Source organism: Mucilaginibacter gossypii, from assembly GCF_017569325.2.
GTDB classification, from domain to species: Bacteria; Bacteroidota; Bacteroidia; order Sphingobacteriales; family Sphingobacteriaceae; genus Mucilaginibacter; species Mucilaginibacter gossypii.
Map to the genome: position 1 here is coordinate 7012701 of NZ_CP071878.2, position 13735 is coordinate 7026435.

Annotated in this window: 24 protein-coding genes; 23 read left to right on the plus strand and 1 reads right to left on the minus strand. The window is 41.5% G+C overall.

Annotated elements, in window-relative coordinates; translation table 11 throughout:
* Positions 1-96 precede the first annotated feature (96 nt).
* Positions 97-1563 carry a hypothetical protein gene (locus tag J3L18_RS30195; protein WP_129569166.1) on the plus strand — a complete coding sequence of 489 codons (1467 nt, stop codon included), beginning with the start codon at positions 97-99 and terminating at the stop codon, positions 1561-1563.
* Positions 1564-1720: 157 nt separating this feature from the next.
* Here J3L18_RS30195 and J3L18_RS30200 read toward each other — a convergent pair whose 3' ends face one another.
* Complete coding sequence (locus J3L18_RS30200) at positions 1721-1927, minus strand: hypothetical protein (protein ID WP_129569165.1); 207 nt, start codon at positions 1925-1927, stop codon at positions 1721-1723.
* A 416-nt stretch (positions 1928-2343) separates the two neighbouring features.
* On the opposite strand from J3L18_RS30200, the gene rplC reads away from it, so the two are divergent.
* The 22 genes from rplC to map all read left to right on the plus strand — a co-directional run bounded on the left by rplC (position 2344) and on the right by map (position 13710).
* A complete protein-coding gene (gene rplC, locus J3L18_RS30205; protein WP_090529696.1) occupies positions 2344-2961 on the plus strand; it encodes a 50S ribosomal protein L3 in 618 nt (205 codons plus the stop codon).
* 1 nt (position 2962) lies between these two features.
* Positions 2963-3595 carry a 50S ribosomal protein L4 gene (gene rplD / locus J3L18_RS30210; protein ID WP_090529285.1) on the plus strand — a complete coding sequence of 211 codons (633 nt, stop codon included), beginning with the start codon at positions 2963-2965 and terminating at the stop codon, positions 3593-3595.
* 2 nt (positions 3596-3597) lie between these two features.
* Positions 3598-3888 carry a 50S ribosomal protein L23 gene (rplW, locus tag J3L18_RS30215; RefSeq protein WP_090529282.1) on the plus strand — a complete coding sequence of 97 codons (291 nt, stop codon included), beginning with the start codon at positions 3598-3600 and terminating at the stop codon, positions 3886-3888.
* Positions 3889-3896: 8 nt separating this feature from the next.
* A complete protein-coding gene (rplB, locus tag J3L18_RS30220) occupies positions 3897-4724 on the plus strand; it encodes a 50S ribosomal protein L2 (RefSeq protein ID WP_090529279.1) in 828 nt (275 codons plus the stop codon).
* A complete protein-coding gene (rpsS, locus tag J3L18_RS30225) occupies positions 4724-4990 on the plus strand; it encodes a 30S ribosomal protein S19 (RefSeq protein ID WP_022832979.1) in 267 nt (88 codons plus the stop codon). The genes rplB and rpsS overlap by 1 nt, the downstream gene beginning before the upstream one ends.
* A 6-nt stretch (positions 4991-4996) precedes the next feature.
* Entirely contained in the window at positions 4997-5425 is a 429-nt protein-coding gene (rplV, locus tag J3L18_RS30230; RefSeq protein ID WP_091165379.1) for a 50S ribosomal protein L22, read from the plus strand.
* Positions 5426-5431: 6 nt separating this feature from the next.
* Positions 5432-6304, plus strand: a complete 873-nt coding sequence (gene rpsC, locus J3L18_RS30235) for a 30S ribosomal protein S3 (RefSeq protein WP_090529273.1) — start codon at positions 5432-5434, stop codon at positions 6302-6304.
* 50 nt (positions 6305-6354) lie between these two features.
* A complete protein-coding gene (gene rplP / locus J3L18_RS30240; protein ID WP_090529269.1) occupies positions 6355-6777 on the plus strand; it encodes a 50S ribosomal protein L16 in 423 nt (140 codons plus the stop codon).
* Positions 6778-6901: 124 nt separating this feature from the next.
* Positions 6902-7111, plus strand: a complete 210-nt coding sequence (gene rpmC / locus J3L18_RS30245; protein WP_090529266.1) for a 50S ribosomal protein L29 — start codon at positions 6902-6904, stop codon at positions 7109-7111.
* A gap of 25 nt (positions 7112-7136) precedes the next feature.
* A complete protein-coding gene (rpsQ, locus tag J3L18_RS30250; RefSeq protein ID WP_091166929.1) occupies positions 7137-7391 on the plus strand; it encodes a 30S ribosomal protein S17 in 255 nt (84 codons plus the stop codon).
* 1 nt (position 7392) lies between these two features.
* Positions 7393-7761, plus strand: a complete 369-nt coding sequence (rplN, locus tag J3L18_RS30255) for a 50S ribosomal protein L14 (protein WP_090529260.1) — start codon at positions 7393-7395, stop codon at positions 7759-7761.
* A 1-nt stretch (position 7762) separates the two neighbouring features.
* Positions 7763-8092, plus strand: coding sequence for a 50S ribosomal protein L24 (gene rplX, locus J3L18_RS30260; protein WP_090529257.1), 330 nt, complete (start codon positions 7763-7765; stop codon positions 8090-8092).
* Entirely contained in the window at positions 8092-8655 is a 564-nt protein-coding gene (gene rplE, locus J3L18_RS30265) for a 50S ribosomal protein L5 (RefSeq protein WP_090529254.1), read from the plus strand. Before rplX ends, rplE begins: the two co-directional genes overlap by 1 nt.
* Complete coding sequence (gene rpsN / locus J3L18_RS30270; protein WP_090529250.1) at positions 8648-8917, plus strand: 30S ribosomal protein S14; 270 nt, start codon at positions 8648-8650, stop codon at positions 8915-8917. The genes rplE and rpsN overlap by 8 nt, the downstream gene beginning before the upstream one ends.
* A gap of 148 nt (positions 8918-9065) precedes the next feature.
* Entirely contained in the window at positions 9066-9464 is a 399-nt protein-coding gene (gene rpsH / locus J3L18_RS30275; protein ID WP_090529247.1) for a 30S ribosomal protein S8, read from the plus strand.
* A gap of 17 nt (positions 9465-9481) precedes the next feature.
* Positions 9482-10039 carry a 50S ribosomal protein L6 gene (gene rplF, locus J3L18_RS30280; protein ID WP_090529244.1) on the plus strand — a complete coding sequence of 186 codons (558 nt, stop codon included), beginning with the start codon at positions 9482-9484 and terminating at the stop codon, positions 10037-10039.
* 5 nt (positions 10040-10044) lie between these two features.
* A complete protein-coding gene (gene rplR / locus J3L18_RS30285; RefSeq protein WP_090529241.1) occupies positions 10045-10395 on the plus strand; it encodes a 50S ribosomal protein L18 in 351 nt (116 codons plus the stop codon).
* Positions 10396-10407: 12 nt separating this feature from the next.
* Entirely contained in the window at positions 10408-10926 is a 519-nt protein-coding gene (gene rpsE / locus J3L18_RS30290; protein ID WP_090529238.1) for a 30S ribosomal protein S5, read from the plus strand.
* A gap of 6 nt (positions 10927-10932) precedes the next feature.
* Positions 10933-11112 (plus strand): 50S ribosomal protein L30, encoded by a 180-nt coding sequence (gene rpmD, locus J3L18_RS30295; protein WP_022833274.1) that lies wholly within the window; start codon positions 10933-10935, stop codon positions 11110-11112.
* 4 nt (positions 11113-11116) lie between these two features.
* Positions 11117-11563 (plus strand): 50S ribosomal protein L15, encoded by a 447-nt coding sequence (gene rplO, locus J3L18_RS30300; protein WP_090529235.1) that lies wholly within the window; start codon positions 11117-11119, stop codon positions 11561-11563.
* A gap of 5 nt (positions 11564-11568) precedes the next feature.
* Entirely contained in the window at positions 11569-12912 is a 1344-nt protein-coding gene (secY, locus tag J3L18_RS30305; RefSeq protein WP_129569164.1) for a preprotein translocase subunit SecY, read from the plus strand.
* Between the two features lie 6 nt (positions 12913-12918).
* The gene (map, locus tag J3L18_RS30310) at positions 12919-13710 is read left to right on the plus strand and encodes a type I methionyl aminopeptidase (protein ID WP_129569163.1); all 792 of its coding nucleotides are present in this window, start codon (positions 12919-12921) and stop codon (positions 13708-13710) included.
* Positions 13711-13735 lie beyond the last annotated feature (25 nt).

Here is a 13735-nt window from a genome sequence, read left to right on the forward strand (position 1 = left end):
GGTGCGGTGCCGGTTTTTGTTGGTTAGCTTTCGGGGAAAAATCTAAATACTTTTGTAGTTTAGGCTCAAATCTAAAAGCCTTAACCCGAAATGTAAGTGAACAGATACCTAACCCAAAGATTTGTTTTATACGCCCTTTTTATAATCGCAATAATATTAGCGGGGATTCAATTTTTAAGCGACCGGGGCGTATGGCTTGATGAAGCTGTATTAACCCTTAATTTAATACACCGTAATGCTGTTGGTCTGTTCCGTCCCCTTGATTACAATGGGGTTGCGCCTGTGTTGTTCCTGCTTATTCAAAAAGCATTTATATCGCTGGTGCCCAAATCAGATTATGCGCTTAAGGTATTTCCCCTTATCTGCTATTTGGCGTTCCTGCCCCTGTTTGCCCGGATACTAAGCAGGCTTTTCAAAAGCATTTACAGCATTATTTTAGGATTGAGCCTGGTTGTTTTTAATCAAACCATAATTTATTACTCAAGCGAGACCAAACAGTATATTGTCGATCTTCTGGTAATTACCATATTCTATTACCTGTTGATTGAAGAGAATGCATTAAAGGGGTTTTACTATAAGCTTTTGGTACTGGGCTTAATCTGCATATATCTCTCCAACATCACACCAATTATCCTGCTTACGGTTGATGTATACCTGTTTTATAAATCGAGATCGGAAAATAGGCCCCTGGGCAGGCATTTTATAATCACCAATTTGTGTTGGGGTGTTTTCTTTGCTTTATATTATTTTGTGTTTATCTACAGCCATCCAACACAACATAAAATGGTTGGGTACTGGTCAAACGCGGGTGCTTTTATGCCCTTTGATTCGTCGTTTTGGGGGTGGATGGCAGGTCGCTTTCACGGCATTTTTTATTTTCTTTTTTACTTCGGGCAGCTTATCGGGAGCTGTATTATGGTATTATTCGGCCTGGGGCTCATACTGTTGGTTAGGTACAGAAGATACGATCTCATGATATTAACATTACTGCCGGTTTGCGTCCATCTTGTTTTATCCGGTCTTAAATTATATCCGTTCGAAACCCGCTTATATTTGTACTTAACCCCTGGCCTGGTCATTACGTGCGTATTCAGCTATGAGTTTTTAATCACCGGGCTATCTCATCTGAGATTTGGAAAAGCTATCGGTTTTATCTTTTTACTGCTTCCGGCATTAATGGCCAGGGTTGTATTTATACACCAACCGCCTTACACGCAGCATGATGATATTAAAAGGGGAATTGAAACCATCAATAAAAAATTTGAAAAAGGCGATGCCCTTTATACGGGCAACTTAACAGGCTTACCGGTAAAATACTATAAAGATTTAGGTGTTATAGATGGGCGGCTTGATGTAATCTATAAGGATAGCCTTTTAAATACGCATTGTCCCTATGCCGTTAAGCGTTTGTGGGTACTTACATATTCCGTTGAAGATCAACCCCGGAAACTTTCTGAACTGTTGAAAAGCAGGCAATTAATAAAAAAAGACAGTTTTGAAACCCGGGGCGGTGTACGCTTTAGCTTGTTTGCGCAAGGTAATGCACTTGTTCAAAAAAAATAGTTGCGATAAAATAGAACTGAATATTTATAAAAGCCTTAATAGAGACAGCAGGAAGATTTCATTTCTCGGAATGCTGGCTTATGGTTCAAGTGTCCGACTGTTAATTGTTTGCATTTAATATTGCTGCTCAGATAATCAATTATAGCGTTGCTATTAATCAAATATCCCATTTTTTACGGCTTTGTTTAATGTGTTCCTGGAGTTTCTCAGCATCAGCGATTGGTAATTTGCCAGCAAATTTATCTGATAACTTTATTTTAGGAGAGGAAGTGTTTTTGAGAACTTTGATCAAATGCAACTTTTCAAGCTCCCTGAGCAGGTTATATGCGTTTTGATTAGTTACTTCTATAAGTAAAGTATCCATTATCTGAAGTTTAAATTCAAATTTATGAAATTCCAATCATTAAATTTAAGAACTGATCATTAGGGTGGCAATTATTGTAGTTGGCATAGCGGCTATGGGCTATAGTAACCTTCCCCTTAATCCCCCCAATCTTTAAAAATTTCCCCGGCCCATCTTCAGTTTTACGCCGTCAACCGGGTGATGTGGTAACATACCTTCCAAAATGGCTGCGAAAAGTCAAAAAATCAAACCGGCTAATGCTTAGCCAAATACCTTTCAAACATATGTTAAAACGCGGATGCAAAAATTATAAAAAAATAACTTACTAACTATTTGATAATTAATACAAAGTTTCTATCTTTGCCGTCCCTTTCGGGGGAGAAATATGCCTTGAACGAAGCCCTACTGCTTCGATGGGCACAAAAACAATTAAAAAAATGTCAGGAATTATTGGTAAAAAAGTAGGAATGACCAGCATTTTCGACGAAACAGGGAAAAACATTCCCTGCACAGTAATCGAAGCTGGCCCTTGCGTGGTAACACAAGTTAAGTCTGTGGATACAGACGGATACGCTGCTGTTCAGTTAGCGTATGGCGACAAAAAGGAAAAAAACACTTCTGCCCCTCTAAAAGGACACTTCCAGAAAGCCGGTAGCGCTCCAAAGCGTAAACTGGTTGAATTCAAAACTTTCGAAGATCAAAAAGCATTAGGCGACACCGTTACTGTCGACATTTTTGCTGCGGGAGATTTTGTTGATGTGGTAGGTACCTCAAAAGGTAAGGGTTTTCAGGGTGTGGTAAAACGTCATGGTTTTGGCGGCGTGGGTATGCAAACTCACGGTCAGCACAACCGTTTACGTGCGCCAGGTTCTTTGGGTGCGTCATCATGGCCATCACGTGTATTTAAAGGTATGCGCATGGCAGGTCAAACCGGAAACGCCCGTGTTAAAATACAAAACCTTGAAGTAGTTAAGGTTTTCGCGGAGCAGAATCTGTTAGTAGTTAAAGGTTCCATCCCCGGAGCTAAGGGTTCATTCGTAATAGTGGATAAATAAGATGGAAGTTAACGTATTAAACGTATCAGGTAAAGAAACAGGTGCCAAGGTGCAGCTTCCTGAGTCGGTTTTCGGTATTGAGCCAAATGATCACGCTATCTATCTTGATGTTAAGCAATTTCTTGCTAACCAGCGTCAGGGTACACACAAATCAAAACAGCGTAATGAAATTGCAGGTTCAACCCGCAAATTATACAAACAAAAAGGTACAGGCGGTGCCCGTGCCGGTGGTATTAAATCACCATTATTTAACGGTGGTGGCCGTGTATTCGGTCCGCAGCCACGCGATTATAGCTTCAAATTAAACAAAAAGCTTAAATCACTGGCCCGTAAATCAGCTTTATCATACAAAGCAAAAGATAACAATATTTTAGTGTTAGAGGATTTTAGCTTTGATAGCATCAAAACTAAAAACTACATTAAGCTTGAGGCCGATCTGAATGTTACTAATGAAAAAACATTATTAGTAGTAGCATCTGCCGAAAATAACAATGTGTATTTATCAAGCAGGAACCTGAAGAAAAGCAAAGTAATTTCAGTTGAGCAGCTTAACACTTATGATGTGTTAAACGCAGGCAAGCTGTTGTTAACTACAGGTGCTGTTAAAACTTTGGAGGAAGCATTAGCTAAGTAATTATGGAAATTTTAAAACAACCCCTACTTACTGAAAAAGTTACTCAGTTAACTGACAAGCTTAACCGTTATGCTTTCAAAGTTGATCACAGGGCTAACAAAATTCAGATCAAGAGTGCCATTGAGGCAATGTACGGTGTAAACGTTACGGCGGTAAACACCATGAAATACGTCGGCAAACTTAAAACTCGCAATACTAAGGCAGGCGCCGTTCAGGGCCGTTCAGCTACTTACAAAAAAGCGATCATTACGTTAAAGGACGGAGAAGTAATAGATTTTTACAGCAATATATAATTATAGAAATGGCAGTAAAGAGATTTAAACCGGTTACCCCGGGTACCCGCTTCAGAGTTGATGTATCTAATTCAGATATCACAACAAACGTTCCTGAAAAATCGTTGGTTGTAGCATCAAACAAAAGATCGGGCGGTCGTAACAACAGCGGTAAAATGACTATGCGCTACTTAGGTGGTGGTCATAAACAAGCATACAGGTTAATTGATTTTAAACGTAATAAGTTTGATATCCCGGCAAAAGTTGCAACTATCGAGTACGATCCTAACCGTTCGGCACGTATAGCCCTGCTACACTTTGCTGATGGCGAGAAAAGGTACATGATTGCTCCGGAAGGCTTAACAGTTGGTACAATTGTAACAGCAGGCGAAACAGCAGCTCCCGAAGTAGGTAATACCTTACCATTAAAGAATATCCCTCTTGGTTCGATCATTCACAACATTGAGTTAAACCCTGGTCAGGGTGGTGTAATTGCCCGCAGCGCCGGTACTTACGCTCAATTATCAGCACGTGATGGCAAATATGCTATCATCAAATTGCCTTCAGGCGAAACCCGCATGATCCTGTCAACTTGTTTGGCAACTATCGGTACCGTTTCAAATGGCGAAAGAGCAAACGCTGTGTTAGGTAAAGCCGGCCGCAAACGCTGGTTAGGCCGCAGGCCAAGGGTACGTGGTGTAGCTATGAACCCGGTAGATCACCCTATGGGTGGTGGTGAAGGCCGTGCCTCAGGTGGTCACCCACGTTCACGTAAAGGTTTATTGGCTAAAGGCTACAAAACCCGTGACAAGAAGAAAACATCGGATCGTTACATCATTGAAAGAAGGAAGAAATAATGGCTCGTTCAATAAAAAAAGGACCTTACATCGATCATAACTTAGATAAGAAAGTTATGGTACTGAATGATGCAAATAAAAAATCAGTTGTAAAAACATGGTCACGTCGTTCCATGATCTCTCCTGATTTCGTTGGTCATACATTCGCAGTACACAACGGTAACAAGTTTATCCCTGTGTACGTAACAGAAAACATGGTTGGACACAAGCTGGGAGAGTTTGCCCCAACCCGTACATTCCGCGGACACGCAGAAAAGAAAAAATAACAGGCAATGGAAGCAACAACAAAAATTAAAAAGTCTGTACTGATCAGGCAACAAAAAGAAGCTGCGAAAGCTCTTGTAGGCGGCGCTTCTGTTGCTAAGTTACAGGACTGCCCAACTTCACCACGCAAAATGCGTTTGGTGGTTGACTTGATCCGCGGTGAAAACGTTGAGAAAGCGTTATACATATTGAAATTTACTAACAAAGAAGCTGCTATTCGTGTAGAGAAACTTTTGTTATCAGCTATCAAAAACTGGGAAGCAAAAAACGAAGGCAAACGTGTTGAAGACAGCAACCTTTTTGTTAAGGAAGTATCTGTAGGCGGTGGCCGTCAGTTAAAAAGGTTACGCCCTGCTCCGCAAGGAAGAGGATACCGTATCCGTAAACGCTCAAACCACGTAACACTTGTTGTGGATAGTAAAAACGAAAACAATTAATTTGAAATGGGACAGAAAGCACATCCAATAGGTAACAGGTTAGGAATCATCAGAGGTTGGGATTCTAACTGGTTCGGTGGCAACAACTACTCCGATAAATTAGTTGAAGACGAAAAAATCCGCAAATACCTTTCAGCTCGTATTGCTAAAGGTGGTGTATCTAAAGTAGTTATCGAGCGTACTTTAAAACGCATTACCGTAACTATCCACACTGCCCGTCCGGGTATTGTGATCGGTAAAGGCGGTCAGGAAGTTGACAAGATCAAAGAAGAGTTGAAAAAACTTACCAAGAAAGAAGTTCAGATCAACATTTTCGAGATCAAACGTCCTGAGCTTGATGCACAATTAGTAGCAGAAGGCATTGCAAAACAATTAGAAGCACGTATCTCTTTCCGTCGTGCCATGAAAACCACAATCGCTGCAACCATGCGTATGGGTGCCGAAGGTATCAAGGTAATGACTTCAGGCCGTTTAGGCGGCGCTGAGATGGCACGTAGCGAGCAATATAAAGAAGGCAGGATTCCTTTGCACACTTTCCGTGCTGACATTGACTACGCATTAGCAGAAGCATTAACTACCTATGGTAAAATAGGTGTTAAAGTTTGGATCTGCAAAGGCGAGGTTTATGGCAAACGCGATCTTTCTCCAAACATTGGCGGTACCAGCAGCGCAAGCGGTAAAGGTGGCAGGCCAGAGGGCGGTGCACCAGGCTTTGGTGGCCGTGGTAACGAAAGAGGCGGCGAGCGCGGCGGTGAGCGTCGTGGCGACAGGAAACCAGGTGGCGATCGTCGTGGCGGTGGTAACCGTCCGGGCGGACAAGGTGGAAACCGTCCGGGTGGACAAGGTGGAAACCGTCCGGGTGGCCCAGGTAAGAGATAATAATTAAAGTACAAGACAAATATCGAATAACGATATAAAAGCTTAAGAAAATGCTACAGCCAAAAAGAACGAAGTTCAGAAAGATGCAAAAAGGCAGGATGAAAGGTTTAGCCACCCGTGGTGCTGAACTTTCATTCGGATCTTTTGGTGTTAAATCACTCGAAGCGGCATGGATCACCAGCCGTCAGATCGAGGCTGCACGTATCGCTGTAACACGTTTTATGAAACGTGAAGGACAGGTTTGGATCAGGATATTTCCTGACAAACCTGTAACCAAGAAACCTGCAGAGGTACGTATGGGTAAAGGTAAAGGTGCTCCTGAATACTGGGTTGCGGTAGTACGCCCCGGAAGGATCATTTTTGAAGCCGAAGGCGTGCCTTTGGAAGTTGCTAAAGAGGCTTTACGCCTTGCAGCACAGAAATTACCGGTGCAAACTAAATTTATTGTACGTAGGGATTACGTAGAAGCATAAATTGAGGAGTTAGTTGAAGAGTTGTAAAGTTTTAATGTTGTGAAGTTAGATGCCGAATTTCACCATTCAAATAAAAACAATACAACGTTTAAACTTACCAACAGACAACAAATAACAAAGAAAAATGAAGAACTCAGAAATTTTGGGCCTATCAACTGAAGAGATTGTTGCTAAGATCAGCGAGGAAAGGGCTACCCTAACCAAATTGAAATTCGCTCATGCAGTTTCAGCTATTGAGAACCCGTCCCGTATAACTAAAGTACGCAAAGGAATTGCTCAGTTAAATACTGAATTAACAAAACGTAAAGCGGCGGCCGCTTCTGAAAAGAATTAATTTTTTAAACATTCAGACAATGGAATTGGAAAGAAATTTAAGAAAAACACGTACCGGCCTTGTAGTTAGCAACAAAATGGAGAAATCTATCGTTGTGGCCGTTGAACGTAAGGTGAAACACCCTATTTACGGTAAGTTCGTAAAAAAGACTACCAAATTTATGGCTCATGATGAAACCAATACTTGTGGCGTAGGCGATACAGTATTGATCATGGAAACCCGCCCGCTGAGCAAAACCAAAAACTGGCGATTAGTTGAAATTTTAGAAAGGGCTAAATAAGATGGTACAACAGGAATCAAGATTAACAGTAGCCGACAATAGCGGCGCTAAAGAAGTTTTAGTGATCCGTGTATTGGGTGGTACCGGTAAAAGGTATGCATCAATCGGCGATAAAATTGTGGTTACCGTAAAAAGCGCTTTACCATCAGGTAACGTTAAAAAAGGTACCGTATCAAAAGCCGTAGTTGTGCGTACTAAAAAAGAGATCCGCAGAAAAGACGGTTCATATATCCGTTTCGACGATAACGCAGCTGTGTTGTTAAACAACCAGGACGAGCCAAGAGGTACACGTATCTTTGGCCCTGTTGCAAGGGAACTGCGCGAGAAACAATTTATGAAAATTGTATCATTAGCACCGGAGGTATTGTAACATGGAAAAGAAAGTAAAATTAAAGATCCGTAAAGGCGACCTGGTTAAAGTTATCGCCGGCGATTCAAAAGGATCACAAGGCAAAATCGTTGAGGTTTTGGTAGATAAGAACAGGGCTATTGTGGAAGGGGCCAATATGGTATCAAAACATACAAAACCTAATGCTGCTAACCCTAACGGCGGAATTGTTAAACAAGAAGCTGCTATACATATTTCAAACCTAATGCTGGTTGATCCTAAAACAGGTAATACAACCCGTGTTGGCCGTCAAAAAAATGACGCCGGCAAATTAGTAAGGGTAGCAAAAAAATCAGGGGAGGAAATTAAGTAATGACTTACGTACCAAGATTAAAATCAAAATACAAGGACGAAATCCGCACCGCGCTGAAAGATAAATTTCAGTACAAAAGCGTAATGCAGGTTCCTAAATTGGAGAAAATTGCCATTAACCAGGGTGTAGGTGGTGCAACTACCGACAAGAAATTGATCGAAAACACCATCACTGAGTTAACTACCATCACTGGTCAGCAGGCAGTATCTTCAAAATCTAAAAAAGATATCTCAAACTTTAAATTGCGTAAAAATATGCCGGTTGGCGTACGTGTTACCCTGCGTGACAACACAATGTACGAGTTTTTGGATCGTTTAATCGCTGTAGCCCTGCCACGTATCCGTGACTTCAAAGGCATCAACGATAAAGGTTTTGATGGCCGCGGCAACTATACATTAGGTATTACTGAGCAAATTATCTTCCCTGAGATAAATATTGACAAAATCAATAAAATCCAAGGTATGGATATTACCTTTGTAACCTCCGCAACAAACGATGTTGAAGCATTGGAGTTGTTGAAACAATTTGGTTTACCATTTAAAAATCAAAATAGCAATGGCTAAAGAAGGTGTAAAAGCACGTGAAGTAAAGCGCGCAAAATTAGTAGCTAAATACGCTGAAAAAAGAGCTGCTTTAAAAGAAGCTGGCGATTACGCTGCTTTAGATAAATTACCAAAAGCATCATCACCGGTAAAACTGCACAACCGTTGCAAATTAACCGGCCGCCCTCGTGGTTATATGCGTCAGTTTGGCATCTCACGTGTTACATTCCGTGAAATGGCTCTTGAAGGCAAGATCCCGGGAGTGAAAAAAGCAAGCTGGTAAGCAAAAGCTGAAAGCAAAAGGCGAAAAGCGTAAGGCATAAAAGCTTTAGGCTTTTTGCTTTATGCATTGAGCTTAAAATGAATGAATTAACCGATGGAAGGTCGCCCGGGATGTTACCGGAAGGAAACCACCGTCATAACACAATAAAATGAATACAGATCCAATCGCAGATTATCTTACAAGAGTAAGGAATGCTATTAAAGCCAACCACCGGGTTGTTGAAATTCCTGCATCAAATCTGAAGAAGGAAATCACTAAGGTGCTTTTCGACAAAGGTTACATTGCAAATTATAAGTTTGAGGATAATGGTCCTCAGGGCACTATCAAAGTTGCTTTGAAATACCACCCGATAACTAAAATTTCTGCTATCCGCAGCATTTCGCGCATCAGCAAACCAGGTTTGAGGAAATACGCAGGTATGGAAAACATGCCACGTGTACTAAATGGTTTAGGTATCGCCATCCTGTCAACTTCTAAAGGCGTTATGTCTGATAAAGAAGCTCGTCAGCAAAATGTTGGTGGTGAGGTTTTATGCTACGTTTATTAACAGAAGAAATTTAAGCAATGTCAAGAGTAGGAAAAGCACCGATAGCACTGCCACAGGGAGTAACCATTACAGTTTCAGCAGATAATGTTGTTACCGTAAAAGGTCCTAAAGGCCAGTTGCAACAGGCAATTGATAGCGATATCACTATTGCACAGGAAGACGGTCAGTTACTGGTTCAACGCCCGTCTGATCAAAAACGTCATAAAGCGTTACATGGTTTATACCGCGCGCTTTTAAATAACATGGTAATTGGTGTAACTGAAGGTTACAAAGTAACCCAGGAATTAGTGGGTGTAGGTTACCGTGCCACCAATACCGGTAATACATTAGATTTAGTGTTGGGTTTCTCTCACCACTATGTATTTGAATTACCTCAAGAAATTAAAGTTACAACCACTGCTGATAAGGGTAAAAACCCAACCATCATCCTTGAATCAATTGACAAACAGTTAATTGGCCAGGTAGCAGCTAAAATCCGTTCATTACGTGCACCAGAGCCTTACAAAGGTAAAGGTATCAAGTTCCAGGGCGAGATTTTGAGAAGAAAAGCAGGTAAATCAGCATCTAAAAAATAATCGTCATGGGAGCTAAACTATCAAGAAGAGACAGGATTAAAAAAGGCATCAGGAAACGCCTTTCAGGGTCAACAGAACGTCCCCGCCTGTCAGTATTTAGAAGTAATAAAGGTATTTATGCGCAGATCATTGACGATGTAACCGGTAAAACTTTAGTTTCAGCATCATCTTTATCAAAAGATTTTGCCGCTGAAGGTACAAAATCAGATCAATCAGTAGCTGTAGGCAAACTGGTAGCTTCAAAAGCTATCGCTGCAGGTATTAAAGATGTGGTTTTCGACAGGAACGGTTACCTGTACCATGGCCGTGTTAAGTCATTGGCCGAAGGTGCACGTGAAGGTGGTTTAAACTTTTAATCGAAAAGAGAAATGTCAACAATCAACATAAAAAGAGTAAAAACAAGCGAGATCGAATTAAAAGACCGCTTGGTAAGCATACAGCGTGTTGCCAAAGTAACCAAAGGCGGCCGTACTTTCAGCTTCTCTGCTATCGTGGTAGTAGGTGATGAAAACGGTGTTGTAGGTTACGGTTTAGGTAAAGCTAAAGAGGTAACTGAAGCTATTGCTAAAGGCATTGATGATGCTAAAAAGAACCTGGTAAAAGTTCCAATTATTAACGGAACTGTACCTCATGAGCAAATTGGTAAATTTAGCGGTGGTTTTGTTTTCATTAAACCAGCTGCTAACGGTACCGGTGTAATTGCAGGTGGTGCTATGCGTGCCGTATTAGAGTCGGCAGGTGTACACAACGTATTGGCAAAATCAAAAGGTTCATCAAACCCGCACAACGTGGTAAAAGCAACCGTATCGGCATTAGCCCAGTTACGTGATGCAAATACAGTAGCACAACAGCGCGGAATTAGTTTAGGTAAAGTATTTAACGGATAATCAGTCATGGCTAAGATCAAAATAACACAGATTAAGAGCGTGATCGACAGAACGGAACGCCAGAAAAAAACAATCGAGGCTTTAGGCTTGCGTAAAATTAACCACAGTGTGGAAGTTGAGGCTACACCTGCTATAGTTGGGATGGTTAGGAAAGTGAACCACCTGGTAGCGGTTGAAAATATTTAATATCATGAATTTAAGTAATTTAAAACCTGCAGAAGGTTCAACCAAAAATAGAAAAAGAATTGGCCGTGGTACAGGTTCTGGCCGTGGCGGTACGTCAACCCGTGGCCACAAAGGCGCCGGTTCACGTTCAGGTACCAGCACCAAGGTAGGCTTTGAAGGCGGTCAGATGCCTTTACAGCGCCGTGTGCCTAAAGTGGGCTTTAAAAACCCTAACCGTGTTGAGTACACAGGTGTAAACCTTGACGTACTTCAGGAATTAGTAACAAAGTTTTCGCTTACTGCTGTTGATTTTGATACTTTGAAAGAGCACGGTTTGGTATCACGTAACGACCTGGTTAAGATCCTGGGCCGTGGTGAGCTTACTGCCAAATTAGAAGTTAAAGCACATGCATTTACTGCTACAGCTCAAAAAGCTATTGAAGCTGCAGGTGGTACCATAGTTAAGTTATAATTTCGATGAAGAAATTTTTCACCACATTATCCAATATCTGGAAAATCGAAGATTTGAGAGTGCGTATTACTAACACACTCTTATTTCTTTTAATATATCGTGTAGGCTCATTCGTGGTTTTGCCGGGCGTTAACGCCGCGGTAGCATCAACCCAAAAAGCAGAAGGATTAGTAGGATTGCTGAATATGTTTGCAGGAGGATCGTTTTCACGTTCCTCTATTTTCGCATTAGGTGTTATGCCTTACATTTCGGCTTCAATTGTGGTGCAACTGCTGGGTATTGCCGTTCCGTATTTTACCAAATTGCAAAAAGAAGGTGAAAGCGGTCGCAACAAGCTTAACCAATGGACCCGCTACCTGACAATAGGTATTACCTTTTTACAGGCTATAGGTTACCTTAAATCGCAGGTTGCTGCTGATGCAAGGACCATTGCCGATCCTTTTACCTTCATCTTCCTTAATACTTTTGTATTAACGGCAGGTACATTATTCGTAATGTGGTTAGGCGAAAAGATCACCGATAAAGGTATCGGTAACGGTATCTCACTTATTATCATGGTGGGTATCATTGCTCAGTTACCAGGCGCTTTTACAACCGAATTCATTTCGCGTAATGGCGGTGCCGGTGGTTTAATTGCTTTCATTGTGGAGATCGTAGGTCTTATTGGTGTGGTAATGTTTACTATACTGATAGTACAGGGGACACGTAAAATTTCGGTACAATACGCTAAACGTATTGTGGGTAACAAACAATATGGCGGTGTACGCCAGTACATACCTTTGAAGGTAAATGCTGCAGGTGTAATGCCAATCATATTTGCTCAGGCATTGATGTTTATCCCACAAACTGTATCGCAGTTTTTCCCTAATGTGTCATCAAGCGGTATATTGATAGCTTTGGCTAATTATAACTCATGGGAGCATAACCTGTTGTTTGGTATCCTGATTATCCTGTTCACTTACTTCTATACCGCCATTACGGTTAACCCTAACCAAATGGCCGATGATATGAAGAAGAATGGTGGCTTTATACCAGGCATTAAACCAGGCCGTACTACTGCTGAGTTTATTGATGGCGTAATTTCAAAGATCACTTTACCAGGATCAGTATTCCTGGCTATTATAGCAATCATCCCGGCATTGGCCAGTTTGGTTGGTGTATCTCCAATATTTGCAAGGTTCTTTGGCGGTACATCGCTGATCATCCTTGTAGGTGTTGTTTTGGATACATTACAGCAAATAGAAAGTCACCTGTTGATGCGCCATTATGATGGTTTAATGAAAACCGGACGGATTAAGGGACGTACAGCTATGCCTGCCGCTGCCGGTACCAGTCCGACAGCGATTTAATTAGCAATGTCAAAAATCAATTATAAGTCTGTCGAAGAGATAGAACTCATAAGAGAAAGTTCTTTACTTGTTTCAAAAACACTCGGAGAAATAGCTAAGGTTATTGCTCCGGGTGTTAAAACAATTGAACTGGATAAGCTTGCCGAAACCTTTATACGGGACAACGGCGGTGTTCCTGCCTTTTTAAACTATCACGGATTTCCTTATTCACTGTGTATCTCCCTGAATGACCAGGTTGTACACGGCTTCCCCGGATCGCATGTTTTAACTGAGGGCGACCTGGTATCAGTTGATTGCGGCGTTGTTTTAAATAAATACTACGGCGACTCGGCTTATACCTTTGCCATTGGTGAGGTTAACGACCAGGTTAAAAAGCTGATGCGTGTAACGCAGGAATGCTTAAAGCTGGGTGTTGAGAAAGCGGTTGTAGGGATGCGGGTAGGTGATATCGGATATGCGGTACAGGAGCATGCCGAAAAGAACGGCTTTGGTGTAGTAAAGGAACTTGTTGGCCATGGTGTAGGATTAAAGCTGCACGAAAAGCCCGAAGTACCTAACTATGGCAAACGCGGTGCCGGTATCAAACTGGAAGAAGGCATGGTGATAGCCATTGAGCCCATGATCAATGCCGGCCGTGCCGGTGTTAAGTTTTGGGATGATGGCTGGACAGTTTCAACATCTGACAAGAAACCTTCGGCACATTATGAGCATACAGTAGCGGTACGAAAAGGTACTCCAGACATTTTATCGACGTTTGATTACGTAGAAAATGTTTTAAAAGAAAAAAATAATAATTAAATAATTTTTTATTAATTTTGCATCC

Excerpts from the sequence above, each read along its gene's own strand:
- rpsH (WP_090529247.1), top strand. The coding sequence starts at position 9,066 with ATGAATACAGATCCAATCGCAGATTATCTTACAAGAGTAAGGAATGCT.
- rpsC (WP_090529273.1), top strand. The coding sequence starts at position 5,432 with ATGGGACAGAAAGCACATCCAATAGGTAACAGGTTAGGAATCATCAGA.
- rplF (WP_090529244.1), top strand. The coding sequence starts at position 9,482 with ATGTCAAGAGTAGGAAAAGCACCGATAGCACTGCCACAGGGAGTAACC.
- rplP (WP_090529269.1), top strand. The coding sequence starts at position 6,355 with ATGCTACAGCCAAAAAGAACGAAGTTCAGAAAGATGCAAAAAGGCAGG.
- rplE (WP_090529254.1), top strand. The coding sequence starts at position 8,092 with ATGACTTACGTACCAAGATTAAAATCAAAATACAAGGACGAAATCCGC.
- rpsN (WP_090529250.1), top strand. The coding sequence starts at position 8,648 with ATGGCTAAAGAAGGTGTAAAAGCACGTGAAGTAAAGCGCGCAAAATTA.
- secY (WP_129569164.1), top strand. The coding sequence starts at position 11,569 with ATGAAGAAATTTTTCACCACATTATCCAATATCTGGAAAATCGAAGAT.
- rpsS (WP_022832979.1), top strand. The coding sequence starts at position 4,724 with ATGGCTCGTTCAATAAAAAAAGGACCTTACATCGATCATAACTTAGAT.
- rpmD (WP_022833274.1), top strand. The coding sequence starts at position 10,933 with ATGGCTAAGATCAAAATAACACAGATTAAGAGCGTGATCGACAGAACG.
- rplB (WP_090529279.1), top strand. The coding sequence starts at position 3,897 with ATGGCAGTAAAGAGATTTAAACCGGTTACCCCGGGTACCCGCTTCAGA.
- rplX (WP_090529257.1), top strand. The coding sequence starts at position 7,763 with ATGGAAAAGAAAGTAAAATTAAAGATCCGTAAAGGCGACCTGGTTAAA.
- rpsE (WP_090529238.1), top strand. The coding sequence starts at position 10,408 with ATGTCAACAATCAACATAAAAAGAGTAAAAACAAGCGAGATCGAATTA.
- rplN (WP_090529260.1), top strand. The coding sequence starts at position 7,393 with ATGGTACAACAGGAATCAAGATTAACAGTAGCCGACAATAGCGGCGCT.
- rpmC (WP_090529266.1), top strand. The coding sequence starts at position 6,902 with ATGAAGAACTCAGAAATTTTGGGCCTATCAACTGAAGAGATTGTTGCT.
- map (WP_129569163.1), top strand. The coding sequence starts at position 12,919 with ATGTCAAAAATCAATTATAAGTCTGTCGAAGAGATAGAACTCATAAGA.
- rplO (WP_090529235.1), top strand. The coding sequence starts at position 11,117 with ATGAATTTAAGTAATTTAAAACCTGCAGAAGGTTCAACCAAAAATAGA.
- rplW (WP_090529282.1), top strand. The coding sequence starts at position 3,598 with ATGGAAATTTTAAAACAACCCCTACTTACTGAAAAAGTTACTCAGTTA.
- J3L18_RS30200 (WP_129569165.1), bottom strand. The coding sequence starts at position 1,927 with ATGGATACTTTACTTATAGAAGTAACTAATCAAAACGCATATAACCTG.
- rplV (WP_091165379.1), top strand. The coding sequence starts at position 4,997 with ATGGAAGCAACAACAAAAATTAAAAAGTCTGTACTGATCAGGCAACAA.
- rplC (WP_090529696.1), top strand. The coding sequence starts at position 2,344 with ATGTCAGGAATTATTGGTAAAAAAGTAGGAATGACCAGCATTTTCGAC.
- rplD (WP_090529285.1), top strand. The coding sequence starts at position 2,963 with ATGGAAGTTAACGTATTAAACGTATCAGGTAAAGAAACAGGTGCCAAG.
- rplR (WP_090529241.1), top strand. The coding sequence starts at position 10,045 with ATGGGAGCTAAACTATCAAGAAGAGACAGGATTAAAAAAGGCATCAGG.